The following is a 14959-nucleotide window of genomic DNA, read 5'->3' on the forward strand; positions in this document are numbered from 1 at the left end:
CCCGCGGGCCCCCGGACGCCCCCCGGACGGCTCGGGCCCCCCGCCTTGGCGCGGGGGCCCCAAGCCGTCCTCGGCAGCCGTTTCTCAGGAACCCCAGGTGACCGGCAGGCTGCCCAGGGCGTGGTTGATGCCGCCCGGGTGCCAGGGGATCTCGCTCTCGGGTACCGCGAGCGACAGGTCGGGGAAGCGACGGACCAGCCCGTCGATCGCGATCTCCATCTCCATACGGGTCAGCTGCTTGCCCAGGCAGAGATGCATGCCGTGTCCGAAGGAGAGGTGCGGGTTGTGCGAACGGCCGAGGTCCAGCCGGTCCGGGTCGGCGAAGACCCGTTCGTCCCGGTTGGCGGACGAGATCGCGATCACCACCGCGTCGCCCTTGGCGATCCGCACACCGCCGAGTTCCAGGTCCTCGACCGCGATGCGCGGATTGCCGGCCGAGTCGGTGGAGAACAGGTTGACGTGCCGCAGCAGTTCCTCGACGGCCCTGGGGATCCGGGAGCGGTCCTCGGCCAGCCATGTCCACTGGTCGCGGTGGTGCGCGATGAGCGCCAGCACCGAACTGGCGAGCTGGTTGGCCGTGGTGTCGAAACCGGCGCCGATGAGAGTGAAGGCGAAGGTGACCAGTTCCTGCTCGCTGAGCCTGTCGCCGCTGTCCCTGGCCGCGATCAGATCCGACAGCAGGTCCTGCGCGGGGTTCTCCCGCTTCTCCGCGACGACCTCGACCATGTACTCGTTGAGCTTCGCCAGGCCGTTGACCGAGTCCGAGTCCTCGCCCTGGTCGTCGACCGTGACGAAGTCCCGTGCGTTCTGGGCGAACAGCCGCAGCACCCGCATCGGTACGCCCAGCAGCTCGCCGATGACCGTCAGCGGCAGCGGCACGGTGAACCGCTCGACCAGGTCGACGGGGCCGCCGGCCCCGGCCAGGTCGTCGAGCATCCCGTCCGCGATCCGCTGTATGCCGGGCCGCATCTGCTCGATGCGCCGCGCGGTGAAGGCCCCGGCGGCCAGTCGGCGCAGCCGGGAGTGCTCGGCTCCGTCCATCGAAATGATCATCTCCGGCGTCGAGGTCATCGCGCCGCCGATCCGGGGCGCCCCCGGCTTCACGGTCTCGGCACGGCTCAGCCGGGGATCCGCCAGCGCCTCCCGAGCCTCCTCGTAGGTGGTCACCAGCCAGGCGTCCACTCCGCCCTCGGTGCGCACCCGGGCCACCGGCTGCTCGGCCCGCAGCCGGGCGTACTGCGGGGCGGGGCAACGGTAGGACGAGCCGGAGAGGGGGAACACCTGCGTTTCCTGGGCCTGATCGGTCGCGGACAAGACGGCACCTCCATGGGCGGACACGGTTGTGCGAAACCGTAGAAGGGGCCGCTGGAAGGCCGGTTGCTTCGGGCTCGACTCCCGGCACGAGCGGGGCGCCCCGCTCCCGGGGCGCCCCGCGGTTCGCCGGTCCGGCCTGGCTCAGGCCACGTCCGCGGCGATGTCCGGACGTGGTGTCCGGCCCGGGCAGGAGGACCGGGCAGGCGGCAGCACGCCGTCGACCAGGTAGCGGTGGACGACCGCGTCCACGTGCGCGTTGCCGGCGAGTACGTACACCTCGTGCTCCCCGGAGTCCTCGACGGTGAGCAGATGGTGGCCGAGCCGCTCGGCCATGGCCACGCCGCCGTCGTAGTGGTCCATCGGATCCCCGTCGGCCTGCACGATCAGGCCCACGGAGTAGCCGTCCCGGGTCAGCGCGACCGGCTCCTCGGGGGCCTCGAACGCGCGGAACGCGCCCACCCACGGCTGGGCCCGCAGCACGCCGTACCCGTACGGGAACCGCTTCCGGAACTCCCGCATGTCCTGGTAGTAGACCTCCAGGTCGGACGGCCACGCATGCTCCAGAGTGATGGCCTCCAGTACGCCGACGCGCAGGTCGCCCTCGCTGTCCGCGGGCCGCCAGGTGCCCTGCTGGGCCAGCAGCTCCCGGCAGCGGCCGAGGTCGGCCCCGGCGGCCGCCCGGCGCAGATCCGCGACCAGAGAGCCGAGCTCGCCCCACTGGCCGCGGTCGCTCGCCCGGTTGCCCACCGCGCCGTCGAACAGCGTCCGCAGCCGCACCGCGTCCTCCGGCAGCGCCTCCAGCGCCGTGACCACGTCCTCCACCGTGCCGAGCACCTGCTCGGGCGAGGTGCCGATGCCGAAGGTGCCGTGGCGCTCACCGGTCCAGCGGGCCCACAGGTCGACATTGCGCTGGACGGCGTCGCCCTGCTGGAGGAACTGCTCGCGCCAGGTCCAGTCCGGGCCGACACAGGAGTCGAGCACGAGCCGGTCCAGGCCGCCCGGGAAGAGGCTGCCGTAGACGGCCCCCACGTAGGCGCCGTAGGCGTAGCCGACGAAGCTGATGCGCTCCTCGCCCAGGACGGCGCGGATCACGTCCATGTCGCGGGCGGTGTTACGGGTGCTGATGTGCGGGCGCAGCGTACCCCCGGCCCGTGCGCAGGCCTGCTCGCGCAGGCGCATGTCCTCGGCGATCGCCTCGAAGGAGCTGTCCGGCGGGCGGGAGTCCATGGTCACGGCGGGGACGGTCACTTCGGCGTACAGCGGTGTGGACGCGCCGGTGCCGCGCGGGTCGAAGCCGATGAGGTCGTACACCTCGTGCAGGGGGGTGCCGGCGTACCGGCCGGGCAGGTCCCGGCCGCCTCCCCAGTCTCCGCCGGGGCCGCCGTTGACGGCCAGCAGAATGCCGCGGCGTCGCGCCGGGTCGGTGGCGCGGCGACGGCTGAGGGCCAGCGAGATCCGTTCACCCCCGGGGTCGGCGTAGTCGCGGGGGACCTCGATCGTCGCGTACTCGACCTGGTCCTGGTCCGGTGCGGGCGACCATTGCAGCCGCTGTGTGCAGAACTCGCTCACCACCGCAAACCTCCGTTCTCGTCAGGCCGCCACCCTCTCGGTGTCCCCTTGAGGGGTGCTGGACTGCTTCCGGACCGGGACGAACAGGGCGGCCACCAGCCCGGCCCCGGCGAACAGCGCGGCTCCGGAGAGGGCCAGGCCGTAACCGGCCGCGAGAGCCTCGGTCGTGCTCGCCCCGGCCGCCGACCGGGCATCGGCTCGCCCCGCCGCCAGCGCGGCCAGGGTCACCAGGCCCACCGCGCTGCCCAGTTGACGGGTGGTGTTGAGCAGCCCGGCGGCCAGCCCGGCCTGTTCCGGACCGAGTCCGGCGGTGGCGGCGTTCGTGGTGGCGTTGAGCACCGCGCCCATGCCGAAGCCGAGTACCACGGCGGGCCCCAGCACATCGCTGAGGTAGTGCGCGCTGCCGTCCACCCGGGCCAGCCGGCACAGCGCGGTGCCGGACAGCGCGAGGCCGCCCAGCAGGATCGGGCGCGGGCCAGGACCAGGGTGACCGGCGTGCCGGCCGCTCCCCCGACCACACCGGCGAGCGTGAACAGGCCGACCCCGCACAGGAGGATCCGGCGTTGGCCGAACAGGTCCGCGAGCCGGCCGCCGAGCAGCAGGAAGCCGCAGACCACCACCGTGTAGGCGTTGTTGACGAGTTGCGGGTTGTGCTGGTCGAAGTGCAGGTCGTCGGAGATGACGGGCAGCGCCACGTTCACCACCGAGGCGTCCAGCACGTTCATGAACTGGCCCAGGCAGCAGGCGGCCGGCACCGGTCCGAGCCGGCGGCCGGGGCCGGGGCCCGGTGGCGAGACCGCCTCACGCGTCCGATCCGTCAGAGTCATGCGGGCACGCTGCGTGCGGCCGATGGATCCCGGATCGAGGGCGGGTGGCAGCCGGCTGGAGTGGCCGGATCCGGTCCAGACATGCTCCACCGGCGCTGGAGAGGTCCTCGCCACAGTCCGATGCCATACCTCCAGGGCCGGCCGATATTCCACTAGGAGAGCTCGCCATGGCCAAGATCACCTACAAACATCCGAACGGAACCGTGACCGTCGTCGACGTCGAGGCCCCGAACACGGTCATGCGCGGAGCGAAACTCAACAACGTCGACGGCATCGAAGCCCAGTGCGGCGGCTCCGCCCAGTGCGGCACCTGCCATGTGTACGTCGACGAGGCGAACACCCTGCCGCTGCCCGTGATGGACTCCGTCGAGGACGACGTGCTGTACGGCACCGCCTGCGAGCGCACCGAGTTCAGCAGGCTCAGCTGCCAGTTGCCGGTCTCGGACGAGATCGACGGACTCCTGGTCCATCTGCCCGAGGCGCAGAGCTGATGGCCCCGCGCTCGGTGATCGTGGTCGGTGCCGGCCAGGCCGGGGTCGACACCGCGGCCGCCCTGCGCGCTCGCGGATTCCGGGGTCGCGTGACACTGATCGGCGACGAGCCGGGGCCCTGCCACCGGCCGCCGCTGTCGAAGGGCTATCTCACCGCGGCGGTGCCGGCCGGGGAGACCGCTCTGCGGCCCCCGGAGTTCTTCGCCGCGCAGGACATCGACCTGATGACGGGCGAGCGGGTCGTCTCGATCGACCGGGAGCGGCGCACCGTCTCGCTCCAGTCCGGGCTGCGGCTGCCGTACGGCGCCCTGGTCCTGGCCACCGGGTGCCGGCCGCGCGCCTTGCCCGTGCCCGGCGCCTCGCTGGCCGGGGTGTCGTCACTGCGGGGGCTGGCCGACGCGGAGGACCTGCGGCTGCGGCTCAGCGGGCCGCCGGTCCGGGTCGTCGTGGTCGGCGCCGGGTTCATCGGCCTCGAGGTGGCGGCCACCGCACGCGGCCTCGGTCATGACGTGACCGTGGTGGAAGCCCAGCCACGCGCCCTGGCCCGTGCCCTGACCGGTGGGATGTCGGCCCGGCTGGTCGCCGAGCACCGTGCGCAGGGGGTACGGGTGCTGCTGAAACGGGAGGTGGCCGCGCTGTACGGCGACGACGCGGGCCGCGTCCAGGTCGTGGAGCTGGACGGCGGTGAGCGGATCGCCGCCGACCTGGTCGTGGTCGGCGTCGGTGTCCTGCCCGACACCTCGCTGGCGGCGGCCGCGGATCTGCTGGTCGGTGACGGAGTCGTCGTGGACGCATCGCTGCGGACCAGCGACCCGGACATCTACGCGCTCGGCGACTGCGCCCGCTTCCCCAGCTCCCACGCCGGCCGGCACATCCGGCTGGAGTCCGTGCAGAACGCCTCCGACCAGGCCAGGTGCGTGGCCGCCGCGATATGCGGCGAGCCCGCGCCGTACACGGCGCTCCCGTGGTTCTGGTCCGAGCAGTACGCGATGCGCCTGCAGATCGCGGGGCTCACCGCGAACCACGACGACACGGTGACCGTGGGCGACCCGGACGGCGGCAGGTTCTCGGTCTTCTGCTTCCGGGGCGGGCGGCTGATCGGCGTCGAGTCGGTGAACCGGCCGGCCGACCACGGTATCGCCCGCCGGCTGCTGGCGGCGGGCACGGACCTGTCGCCCGAGACGGTCCGGCAGCCGGGCTTCGACCTCAAGAACCTCACCCGCCCCACCTCTGCTCCACCGTCCGCACCATCGAGAACCTCCGAGGAAAGGCAGACCGCTCATGTCTGAGACCACGTCGGCGCCGGAGCGCCCGGCTCACTCCGCCCCTGCCGTGTCGCGCCGCCCGCGACCGGTCGCCCTCCGGATCCTGGGCCTCTGGCTCGCCGTACTGACCGTCCTGGTCGGCACCGGCGGCGCCGCCGCGGCCACCGCGGGTGAGACCTCGCACCACAGAGCCCACCGGGTGTCGCTGGCCGGTGTCTGGGATCTCACGGTGAACGTCCACACGCCCGACGGCGCCGTGTCGACCACCACCCCGCGGTTCACCTTCCACGCCGACCACCAGCTCACGGCCGAGGGCCCGATCGACGACAGCGGCAACCCGCTGTACGCGGCCAGCGGCTTCTGGAACGAGCGCGAGGACGGCTCCTTCGTCTTCTACGTCACCCACGGGGGCGCTGAGGGCGGCGTGATTCCCGGTGTCGTCCAGGCCGTGCACATGGGCAGGATAACCGGCAAGACGTTCACCACCGTCGCGTACGCCTTCGTCACCGCCCACCCGGGCGAGGCCCCCGAGGGCCCGATCAGTGTCGACAGCTCCGGCACCTGGGTGTCCGCCCTCCCCTCTTCCTGACGGCCGACGGTACGAGGCCGCCTCGTACGCACCGGATCGCCCGCGCCCCGGCTCCCCCGAGCCGGGGCGCGGGCGTGCGCGTACCCGCTCTCGTGCCCGGCCCTTGTGACGGCGAACGGTCCCGGCCACCTTCTCGGTGGCCGGGACCGTTCGCCGATGCGTGCGCCCCGGAGGGCCGCCTCAGTCGCCCCACACCACCGGAAGGCTGGTCAGGGTGTGGTTGATCTCCCCGGTGTGCCAGGGCAGTTCGCCCTCCGCCACCGCGAGCCGCAGATCCGGGAACCGCCGCACCAGGCCGTCGAGCGCGATCTCCATCTCCATCCGGCCCAGGTGCTTGCCCAGGCAGTAGTGCATGCCGTGGCCGAAGGAGATGTGCGGGTTGCGCTCGCGGGCCAGATCCAGCCGGTCCGGGTCGGGGAAGACCTCGGCGTCCCGGTTGGCCGAGGCGAGCGACAGCAGTACGGCCTCGCCCTTGGGGATGGTCACGCCGCCGACCTCGATGTCCTCGGCCGCGATCCGCGGGAACCCGGAGGTGTCGGTGGCGAACAGGTTGACGTGCCGCAGGAGTTCCTCCACGGCCCGTGCGATGCGGGAGCGGTCCTCGACCAGGTGGCGCCACTGGTCCGGGTGGTCGGCCAGCAGTGCCAGCACCGAGTTGGCGAGCTGGTTCGCGGTGGTGTCGAAACCGGCGCCGATCAGCGTGAAGCCGAAGGTGACGAGCTCCGGTTCGCTGAGCCTGTCGTCGTCGTCCCGGGCCGCGATGAGCTCGGACAGCATGTCGTCGGCGGGTGCGGCCCGCTTCTCGGCGATCAGCCCGACGATGTACTCGCTGAGCTTGCCGAGCGCGTGCAGGGACGCCGCACCGCCCGCCCGGTCGTCGACCGTGGCGAACGCGCGGGCCCACTGCTCGAACTCCCGCAGGTCCTGCGCCGGCACGCCGAGCAGTTCACCGATGACCGTCAGCGGCAGCGGCACCGCCAACTGCTGGACCAGGTCCACGACCCCGCCCTTGGCCTGCATGTCGTCGAGGAGTTCGTCGGTGACCCGCTGGACGTTCTCCCGCATCCGCTCGACCCGCCGCATGGTGAAGGCGCCGGCCACCAGCTTGCGCAGCCGGGAGTGCTCGGGCGCGTCCAGCGAGATGATCATCTCGGGTGTGGTGTGCATCGTGCCGCCGACCCTGGGGGCGCCCTCACCGCAGGCCTGGGCCCGGCTGAGCCGGGGATCGGCGGACAGCCGGCGCACGTCCTCGTAGCGGGTGACCAGCCAGGCGTCCACTCCCCCCGCGGTGGGCACCTTCACCACCGGCTGCTCGGCACGCAGTCGGCCGTACGCCGGGGCCGGGCCGCGGTAGCTGGATCCGTTGAAGGGGAACGTGCCCGCCACCGGGCAGCCGGTGCCCTGGGGCGCCGTCTCCTGGGGGGCTGTCTCCTGGGTGACTGTCACGAGGGAACCTCCGCTTGGGGTGTCACGGGTCAGGCCTCACCGTAGACACCGCTGCTGGAGGCCAAGTCGCCTCGTTCTGGAGCGAGTTGGAGTACCCGGTACACGCCTCGGGGGCGTCCGGGACCCGTGGTCCCGAACGCCCCCGCGTCTCACCCGAGGCGGCTCACCCCTCGGGGCCGAGCAGCACCGCCGAGTAGTTCTTGCGTGCGGCCGTGTCGTACTGGAGCGCCACATGGCTGGTGGCGGACGTGATGTCCCGCCAGAAGCGCTGCAGGGCGTGCCCCTCGCCGAGGCCGCCGGTGCCGGCCGCGCCCACCAGCAGGGCGGCGGCCTCCCGGAGCGTCTCGGCGGCGAACGTCGCGTTGCGCTCGTTGCGCGCCATGTGTTCGGGGGTGAAGAGCCGGCCGTCCAGGACAGCGGCGTTCTCCGCCACGAGATGGCGTGCGGCGTCGATCCGGCCGGAGGCGCGGACGACGGTCAGCTCGGCGGTCTGGTTGCGGCGCCGGCCGGTGATCGATCCCGCGCAGGCGGCCAGGGCGCCGATGGCCGCGCCGACGACCGGGGCGATGAAGGTGAGCCCGCCGACGGCCTGGAACGGCACGTTGTGGGCGGGCACGTCGGAGACGGCGTTGCGCCCGGTGAGCATGTCGGCACGGTCGAACGACAGATGCCGCGGTACGAACACGTCCTCGACGACGACCGTGTGGCTGCCGGTGGCCCGCATGCCGACGCTGTCCCAGCTCTCGCGCACGGTGTACGCGCCGCGGGGCAGGGTGAAGAAGCGCAGTTGCGGGGGGCCTTCCCCGCCTGCCACCGCCGCGCACACCATCACCCAGTCCGCGAAGTCGACCCCGCTGACGTATGCCCACTGGCCGGTGACCAGCCAGCCGCCGTCCGCCGGCCTGGCCCGTCCGGCCGGCATCAGGCCGGTCGCCACGACCGTGTCGGGGCTCCCGCCCCAGAGTGCCTGATGGCCCTCGTCGGGCAGGTGGGAGGCGAAGCGCGCCGAGTAGGCGGCGAGCGAGGCGCACCACGCCGAGGCGGCGCAGCCCTCGCCGACCGAGACGACGGCACGGGTGAGCTCGTCGAACGAGCCCTCGGTGCCACCGAAACGCGCGGCCACGAAGTGCCGGGCGAAGCCGGCCGCGCGTATCGCGTCGACAACCTCGTGGGACAGGCTGCGGGTGGCGTCCGCGTCGGCCGCGTGCCGGGCGGCGAGCGTGCTCAGTTCACCCGCGGCCGGGAGCAGTCCGGTGGCCGCAACGGCGACCGGGGCGTCGATGACGCTGCCGTCGACGCTCATGCCGCGGCCCCGTCGGCGACGGCGCGGGCGAAGCGCTCCAGGGTCTCGCCGGGACTCGGCCCGTCCAGCGCCCTGAAGATCCGCTCGGCACCCGGACCGTGCTGGTGCAGTTTGACGTGGGCGAGCGAGACCCGGGTGTGTCCCTCGTCGACGGTCTCGAAGTCGACCTCGATCTCGCTGGCTCCCTCGTCCGTGGGGATCGACTGCCAGTTGGGGTCGATCCGCCAGGTCATGGCGAGGCGTCGGCCGGGCACCCATTCCAGGACGCGGCCCCAGGGGACCTCGTTGCCCTCCACGTCCCACTCGAAGTAGCGTCCGCCGACACCCGGTTCGAAGGCCAGGCCGGCCCGCTCCTTGCGCACCAGGATGTGGCTCGGCGGCCACCACTGCGCGGGCCGCTCCGTGAAGACCTTGAAGCAGTGGTCCGGCGTCGCCGCCACGGTCACCGACTTCCTTACGTCGGGCAGGGTCTGCGTCTGCTCGGGCACGGGGCCTCCTAGCTCCAGCCGGGTGTCCGCCCGGTCGCCGCGTCGAATACGCCCACGCTGAGCGGTCGCGCTAGGCCCCCTGTCGAGTACGGCTCGAAGCCGACAGCTCAGGCCGGACTCCACCGCGGACCCAGGGACCCGCAAGGTGACGGGCCCACCGTCGACCCACTCGGACCGGAAATCGACACGAGCGGTCGACACGAGCGGTCGACACGAGCGATGGGGAGAGCACGATGACGGACGCGGGACGACGAGTTGCCTTCGTCACCGGCGCGACCAGCGGGATCGGCCTGGCCGTGACCGAGCTGCTCGCCCGGCAGGGCGTCGCGGTGTTCGGTGTGGCACGTAGCGCGGAGAACGTGCGCACCGTGGTGAAGGAACTGCGCGAGCAGGGCCTGGAAGTGGCGGGGACGATCTGCGACGTGACCTCCCCGGAGCAGATCCGGGAGGCCGTACGGGCCGCGGTGGCGGAGTACGGCCGTATCGACATCCTCGTCAACAACGCGGGGCGGGGCGGAGGCGGCGTGACGGCCGAGATGCCGGACTCCCTCTGGGACGACGTGATCGAGACCAACCTGAACGGCACCTTCCGTGTCACCCGTGAGGTGCTGAGCACCGGCCTGATGCGGGACGGCGACTGGGGACGGATCATCAGCATCGCGTCCACCGGCGGCAAACAGGGCGTCGAACTCGCCGCGCCCTATTCGGCCTCGAAGCACGGCGTCATCGGCTTCACCAAGGCGGTGGGGAAGGAGCTCGCACCGACCGGGATCACCGTGAACGCCGTCTGCCCCGGCTATGTCGAGACGCCGATGGCGCAGCGCGTGCGCCAGGGATACGCCGGCCACTACGGCGTGAGCGAGCAGGAGATCCAGGACAGGTTCAACGCCAAGATCCCGCTCGGTCGTTACTCCACCCCGGAGGAGGTCGCGGGCCTGGTCGGCTATCTGGCCTCCGACACGGCCGGATCGATCACCGCGCAGGCGCTGAACGTCTGCGGCGGACTCGGCAACTACTGACGGCCCAAGTGAGAAAAGGGAGTCCTGACATGACTGCTGTGACCGGCGCGCTGCTGGCCGAACCCGACATGACCGCTTTCCGGACCGCGATGGGCCGATTCCCGACGGGGGTCGCCCTGCTCACCCAGGGCAGCGGTGAGGACACCATCGTGATGACCCTCAACAGCCTGACCTCGGTGTCACTCGATCCCCTGCTGATCCTGGTGTCCGTCAAGGCGGACGGAAGGATGCGGCCGCGGATATCGCGTGCCGGCAGCTTCGCGGTGAACATACTGACCGAGCCGCAGCGGTGTCTGGCCCAGGAGTTCTGCAGGCCCGACCGGCCGGAGGGCCCGGCCGCGATGCTGCGGCTGTCCGCAAAGAAGGGGGTCACCGGCAACGCCGTGCTGCCCGCGGCGGAGGCGTACCTGGAGTGCGTGCTGGACGCGGAGCACAGCGCCGGCGACCACACCCTGCTGATCGGCCGGGTGGTCGCGCTGTCCGGGGGCCCCTCGGCCCCCGACCCGCTCCTCTTCCACCAGGGCCGCTTCGGCCGGCTGCCCGCCGAGCGGACGGAGGAGGCGGCATGACCTCGACGGCGGTCCCGCGCACCGCTCCGCCCGGCTCACTGGTACCGGTCGCCGACGGGGTGTACGCCTTCGTGCAGCCGGAGGGCGGCTGGTGCCTGAACAACGCGGGCCTGATAGCCGGCGGGGACGGTTCCGTCCTGGTCGACACGGCGGCGACCGAGTCACGTACCCGGCGGCTGCGGGAGGCGGTTCAGCGGATCGTGCCCGGTGGTCCCGACTACGTCGTCAACACGCACTTCCACGGCGACCACACCTTCGGCAACGGGCAGTTCGCGCCGGGCGCCGTGATCGTCGCGCACGAGGGGACCCGGGACGACACGCGGGAGGCGGGGCTCGGCCTGCGCGGGCTCTGGCCGGACGTCGAGTGGGGCGAGACTCCGCTGACCCTGCCGTCGCTCACCTTCCGCGACGAACTAACGCTGCACGGCCCCGGGTTGCGGACCGAGCTGCTCCACGTGGGGCCGGCGCACACCGCCGACGACGTGGCGGCGTGGGTGCCGGAACGCGCCGTGCTGTTCACCGGGGACGTGGTGTGGTCGGGGGTGACTCCGTACATCCTGATGGGTTCGGTGACCGGTTCGCTGCGGGCCCTGGAGCGGATGCGGGCACTCGAACCCGCAGTGGTGGTCCCCGGGCACGGGGCGGTCGGCGGCCCCGAGCTGATCGACGAGACGGAGGCCTATCTGCGCCGGGTCCAGCAGCTGGCGCAGAACGGCCTGCGGCGCGGGCTGAGCCCCTTGCAGGCCGCTCGCGAGGCGGACCTCGGCGGGTTCGCCGGGCTCCTGGACTCCGAGCGGCTGGTCGGAAACCTGCACCGCGCGTACGCGGAACTCGAGGGCCTCGCTCCGGGCGCCCGTATCGACGTGGCCGCGTCCTTCGCGGAGATGGTTGCCCTGCACGGCGGCCTGCCCGCCTGCCACGCCTGAGCACACGTACCGACGACACCGACATCGGTCGTCGAGAGGAATCCGAGAGGAGAAGACGATGGAGACGTTGCTGCAGGACCACGAGAGGGTCGGGTCGCCGCCCGCCGCTCTCGGCGAGGTGCCGCCGCGGGCACTCCTGGTGCCGGCCGGGGACCTCGACGAGGACGAGAGCGAGTCGCACATCTGCCGGGGTGTCGACTGAGAGACCGCCGGCCGGCACGTGGAAGGAAGAGGGGCCCTGTACTCGGGCCCCTCTTCCTTCCACGTGCCGGACACGGCCGGCCTGCGCGCTCAGGAGGCGGCCGGCGCGACCGGGCTGTCACGGTGAATGACACGGGACCGGGTCAGCAGCCGGCCGTCCCGGCGGACCAGGACGTCGTCGACGGTGAAGGTCGGCTGGAAGGAGACCTTCCCCTCGCGGTCGGTCTGGGTGACCAGGGTGTAGTACGAGACGCGCACCGTGTCCTCGTCCGCCGCGTCGGTCTCGATGAGCAGGTGACCGAACCAGTGCCGTACGGCGATGTCCTGGTAGCGGGGCAGGTTGGCCCGCATCCCGGCGATCATTTCCGCCCGCCCGCGCTGACGCTGCCCGCCCGCGTGCGTGACCTCCCCGTCCTCGGTGAACGTGTCGGCGAAGCCCTCGATGTCCAGGGCGTCGACTCGACGCATCTGCCGGGCGTAGAAGGTCTGCACCTCCGCGTAGAGGTCTCCCGTGACCTGCTGACGGAGGGTCCCGACCGGCTGAGACATGGCAACTCCCTTCGCGACGGCGGCCCTCATGGCCGTGCCGTCTCCACCAGGCTGCCGGGCGCGGCTGCAGCCCCACTGGAGAAGCGCTGGTCTCACCCGGCGAGCGGGCGGCGACATGGCCGTTCGCCCCATCCAGGCCCCAGGACGCGATCACCCGAAACGCCGCAGTCACCGTCAGGGCCCGCCGGTCAACCGATGCTCTGTGGGCTCCGGCCGTTCGCTGCCGCCGGGCATCCGGGCCGTTCGCGCCGTGCCCGGAGCAGGTGGCGGACCCGCCGTACGGTGGCGAAGAGCAGACCGGCGGCTCCGGCCGCCAGGACGACCACCCGTTTCACCGCAGGAGCAACCGATCGTCGCGCGCGGCGGTGACCGGCGAGGATGCTCGGGTCATGTGCCGGCGCCGGACGTGGCGACCGCGATGCGGGCGGACGTGATCGTCATCGGCGTGCCGGTGACGGCGATGAGATAGCTGCCCGGCCCGTGGCCACGGGGCATCGCGCGGAAACCCCCCTCGGGCTCCACCCGATAGTCGGCCGAGGCGTGCGGGCCCAGCACGGCGGGTCCCGAGGCGATCGTCCACCAGTTGGAGGCGCCCTGACCGGTACGGCTCGCGAAGTGCGGCTCAAGCGCCGTACCGGTGGTGTTGACGGCCCGGACGTCGATGGCGGTGACACCGACACGTGAGCCGTGTCTGGCGAAGTGCGGCGTGAGGCTCATGCGCAGCGGCGGCGGACTGCCGGCGGCGATCACGACGCACGCGAGGGCGGGGGCGAGCAAGCCGGCCGCGACGACGGCCTTGGCGCGGCGGCCGGTGAGGCGGGGCAGGCGCGGCTGCCAGGCGGTGGCGAACGCGGCGGCCGGGACGGTGGCGGCGGCCGCCAGCCACAGCGGGGTCATCATCAGGAAGTAGCCGTCCTGGGAGCGGGTGGCGAGGTAGAACGCGAGCCACGGCAGGACGGTGAGAGCCGGGCCGAGCCGCCGGACGAACAGCACTGTGGCCGTGAGCAGGCCGAGCAGGAGCAGTTGGCTGCCGTAGGAGTAGTAGTCGAGGCGGCTGCTGCCGTCGGTGAAGTAGTAGGAGATGCCCATCACGCCCTGGCCGTGCAGGATCGCCTTCTGCTCAAGAGGCAGCAGGATTCCGTGCAGCCAGGCCGGGAAGTCCTGGACGGCGAAGTACGCGTTGGCCGCGGACCAGGTGAGAGCGGCGGTGGCCGTGTAGCGGGCGGTGACCGCGAGGGCGCGCCGGGGGCCGAGTTCACCGCGCCGGACGGCGTACAGGCCGATCAGGAGGAACGGTGCGAGGAACCAGGCGAGTTGCTGGGCCGCGCAGGCGGCGCCCAGGCAGGCAGCCCGCAGTACGCCCCCTGCCCCGAGGTGGCCGCCCTCGCCTGTGCTGGGCCAGCGGACCACGACGGGGACGAGCAGGGCGAGGGCCGTGACGGCCGGGTAGCCGGCGTAGGCGTAGTGGGGCAGGAGGCCGAAGCCGAGGCAGACGGCCGTCGCGGCGGATCGCCAGGGCGCCGGCAGCAGGAACCACAGCAGGACCGAGGAGGCCAGCAGCGCGAGGGTGGGGACCAGGGTCGCGGCCGCCGTCGAGTGGAGGACCGCGTGCACCGGTGCGGCCAGCAGGGCGGTCAGCGGCGGATAGCCGTACGTGTAGTCGGCGCCGCCGGACATGGTCTTGGTGATCCCGACGCCGTGTGTGTCGAACAACCAGGGCCACGGTTGGCCGTAGACCGGACGGCCGTGCAGGATCTGGTCCGCGGCCTGGGAGGTCAGAGCGGCTTCGTCGGTGCCCGCGTGGTCGAGCAGGTAGCCGCAGATGACCAGCGCGACGGCGGTGACCAGCACGGCCGCGTCGACCCGGATCAGCGCCCGGCGGGTGCGGACGAGAAGGGCGAGAACGGCGCAGACGAGGATCGAGGCGTAGCAGACCGAGATGACGGCGGCGACCGGCGGGCTCGACGCCATCGCGGTGGTCCAGGCGGCGCGCGTGCCGATGAACAGGCTGATCGTGGCCACCAGCGTCATGCCCCGGTGCCATTGCTGGGGCCCGGAGTCCGGGACACCCAGGGCTGAGGCCCGGGTCGGAGGCGGTGCCGCCAGGTGCGTCGCGGCACGACGACGGATCTCGACGCCCATTCCGCCACGATGGGTGTCAGCCAAGGACTGCCTCCTCTGCCTCGCCCCCGCCGGGCGGCAACCACGTGTGGCCGGCCACCCGAGAGCCGTCCACTCCATCAGGTAGAGGAAAGCTCGGGCGGCGAGGTTCCGCCGAGCCGGAGGTTCGTCCGACCGCCCCGGCACGGAGTTCACGCTCCCGTCGTTCAGGGCGGGGACGCATGCACGCCCCGTTTCGATCATCCACAGTTCATCCGACGTCTACAAGGACGTAGTCGGTAA

Annotated in this window: 15 protein-coding genes and 1 pseudogene; 7 read left to right on the plus strand and 9 right to left on the minus strand. The window is 72.4% G+C overall.

Annotated elements, in window-relative coordinates:
* Positions 1–84 precede the first annotated feature (84 nt).
* The 4 genes and pseudogenes from AB0P24_RS42665 to AB0P24_RS42680 all read right to left on the minus strand — a co-directional run.
* Positions 85–1314 carry a cytochrome P450 gene (locus AB0P24_RS42665; RefSeq protein ID WP_365803930.1) on the minus strand — a complete coding sequence of 410 codons (1230 nt, stop codon included), beginning with the start codon at positions 1312–1314 and terminating at the stop codon, positions 85–87.
* Between the two features lie 141 nt (positions 1315–1455).
* Positions 1456–2883, minus strand: a complete 1428-nt coding sequence (locus AB0P24_RS42670; protein WP_365803932.1) for an alpha/beta fold hydrolase — start codon at positions 2881–2883, stop codon at positions 1456–1458.
* A 21-nt stretch (positions 2884–2904) separates the two neighbouring features.
* Positions 2905–3294 carry a hypothetical protein gene (locus tag AB0P24_RS42675; RefSeq protein ID WP_365803993.1) on the minus strand — a complete coding sequence of 130 codons (390 nt, stop codon included), beginning with the start codon at positions 3292–3294 and terminating at the stop codon, positions 2905–2907.
* A 65-nt stretch (positions 3295–3359) separates the two neighbouring features.
* Positions 3360–3710: pseudogene (locus AB0P24_RS42680) on the minus strand (MFS transporter); the annotation flags it as partial.
* 167 nt (positions 3711–3877) lie between these two features.
* On the opposite strand from AB0P24_RS42680, the gene AB0P24_RS42685 reads away from it, so the two are divergent.
* The 3 genes from AB0P24_RS42685 to AB0P24_RS42695 are packed head-to-tail and all read left to right on the plus strand — an operon-like array spanning position 3878 to position 6055.
* Positions 3878–4201: a 2Fe-2S iron-sulfur cluster-binding protein gene (locus tag AB0P24_RS42685; RefSeq protein ID WP_181802140.1), complete on the plus strand. Its 324-nt coding sequence runs from the start codon at positions 3878–3880 to the stop codon at positions 4199–4201.
* Positions 4201–5490: an FAD-dependent oxidoreductase gene (locus tag AB0P24_RS42690; RefSeq protein ID WP_365803934.1), complete on the plus strand. Its 1290-nt coding sequence runs from the start codon at positions 4201–4203 to the stop codon at positions 5488–5490. The genes AB0P24_RS42685 and AB0P24_RS42690 overlap by 1 nt, the downstream gene beginning before the upstream one ends.
* The gene (locus AB0P24_RS42695; RefSeq protein WP_365803936.1) at positions 5483–6055 is read left to right on the plus strand and encodes a hypothetical protein; all 573 of its coding nucleotides are present in this window, start codon (positions 5483–5485) and stop codon (positions 6053–6055) included. Before AB0P24_RS42690 ends, AB0P24_RS42695 begins: the two co-directional genes overlap by 8 nt.
* A 180-nt stretch (positions 6056–6235) precedes the next feature.
* On the opposite strand, the gene AB0P24_RS42700 is transcribed toward AB0P24_RS42695, so the two are convergent.
* The 3 genes from AB0P24_RS42700 to AB0P24_RS42710 all read right to left on the minus strand — a co-directional run bounded on the left by AB0P24_RS42700 (position 6236) and on the right by AB0P24_RS42710 (position 9292).
* A complete protein-coding gene (locus tag AB0P24_RS42700; RefSeq protein WP_365803938.1) occupies positions 6236–7501 on the minus strand; it encodes a cytochrome P450 in 1266 nt (421 codons plus the stop codon).
* A gap of 163 nt (positions 7502–7664) precedes the next feature.
* Entirely contained in the window at positions 7665–8804 is a 1140-nt protein-coding gene (locus AB0P24_RS42705; RefSeq protein ID WP_365803940.1) for a hydrolase, read from the minus strand.
* Positions 8801–9292, minus strand: a complete 492-nt coding sequence (locus AB0P24_RS42710) for an SRPBCC domain-containing protein (RefSeq protein ID WP_365803942.1) — start codon at positions 9290–9292, stop codon at positions 8801–8803. The genes AB0P24_RS42705 and AB0P24_RS42710 overlap by 4 nt, the downstream gene beginning before the upstream one ends.
* Before the next feature lie 233 nt (positions 9293–9525).
* Here AB0P24_RS42710 and AB0P24_RS42715 point away from each other — a divergent pair, with 233 nt between their 5' ends.
* From AB0P24_RS42715 to AB0P24_RS42730, 4 genes are read left to right on the plus strand one after another with little or no spacing between them, the layout of a single operon-like run.
* Positions 9526–10311, plus strand: coding sequence for an SDR family NAD(P)-dependent oxidoreductase (locus tag AB0P24_RS42715; RefSeq protein WP_365803944.1), 786 nt, complete (start codon positions 9526–9528; stop codon positions 10309–10311).
* 29 nt (positions 10312–10340) lie between these two features.
* Positions 10341–10880 (plus strand): flavin reductase family protein, encoded by a 540-nt coding sequence (locus tag AB0P24_RS42720; RefSeq protein ID WP_365803946.1) that lies wholly within the window; start codon positions 10341–10343, stop codon positions 10878–10880.
* On the plus strand, positions 10877–11806 hold the full coding sequence (locus AB0P24_RS42725) for an MBL fold metallo-hydrolase (RefSeq protein WP_365803948.1): 930 nt from the start codon (positions 10877–10879) through the stop codon (positions 11804–11806). Before AB0P24_RS42720 ends, AB0P24_RS42725 begins: the two co-directional genes overlap by 4 nt.
* A gap of 58 nt (positions 11807–11864) precedes the next feature.
* The gene (locus AB0P24_RS42730; RefSeq protein ID WP_365803950.1) at positions 11865–12008 is read left to right on the plus strand and encodes a hypothetical protein; all 144 of its coding nucleotides are present in this window, start codon (positions 11865–11867) and stop codon (positions 12006–12008) included.
* Positions 12009–12097: 89 nt separating this feature from the next.
* On the opposite strand, the gene AB0P24_RS42735 is transcribed toward AB0P24_RS42730, so the two are convergent.
* Entirely contained in the window at positions 12098–12556 is a 459-nt protein-coding gene (locus AB0P24_RS42735; protein WP_365803952.1) for a nuclear transport factor 2 family protein, read from the minus strand.
* Between the two features lie 387 nt (positions 12557–12943).
* Complete coding sequence (locus tag AB0P24_RS42740) at positions 12944–14722, minus strand: hypothetical protein (protein ID WP_365803954.1); 1779 nt, start codon at positions 14720–14722, stop codon at positions 12944–12946.
* Positions 14723–14959 lie beyond the last annotated feature (237 nt).

The sequence above is a fragment of the Streptomyces sp. NPDC086519 genome (genome assembly GCF_040686075.1).
In the GTDB taxonomy this organism is placed as follows: domain Bacteria; phylum Actinomycetota; class Actinomycetes; order Streptomycetales; family Streptomycetaceae; genus Streptomyces; species Streptomyces shenzhenensis.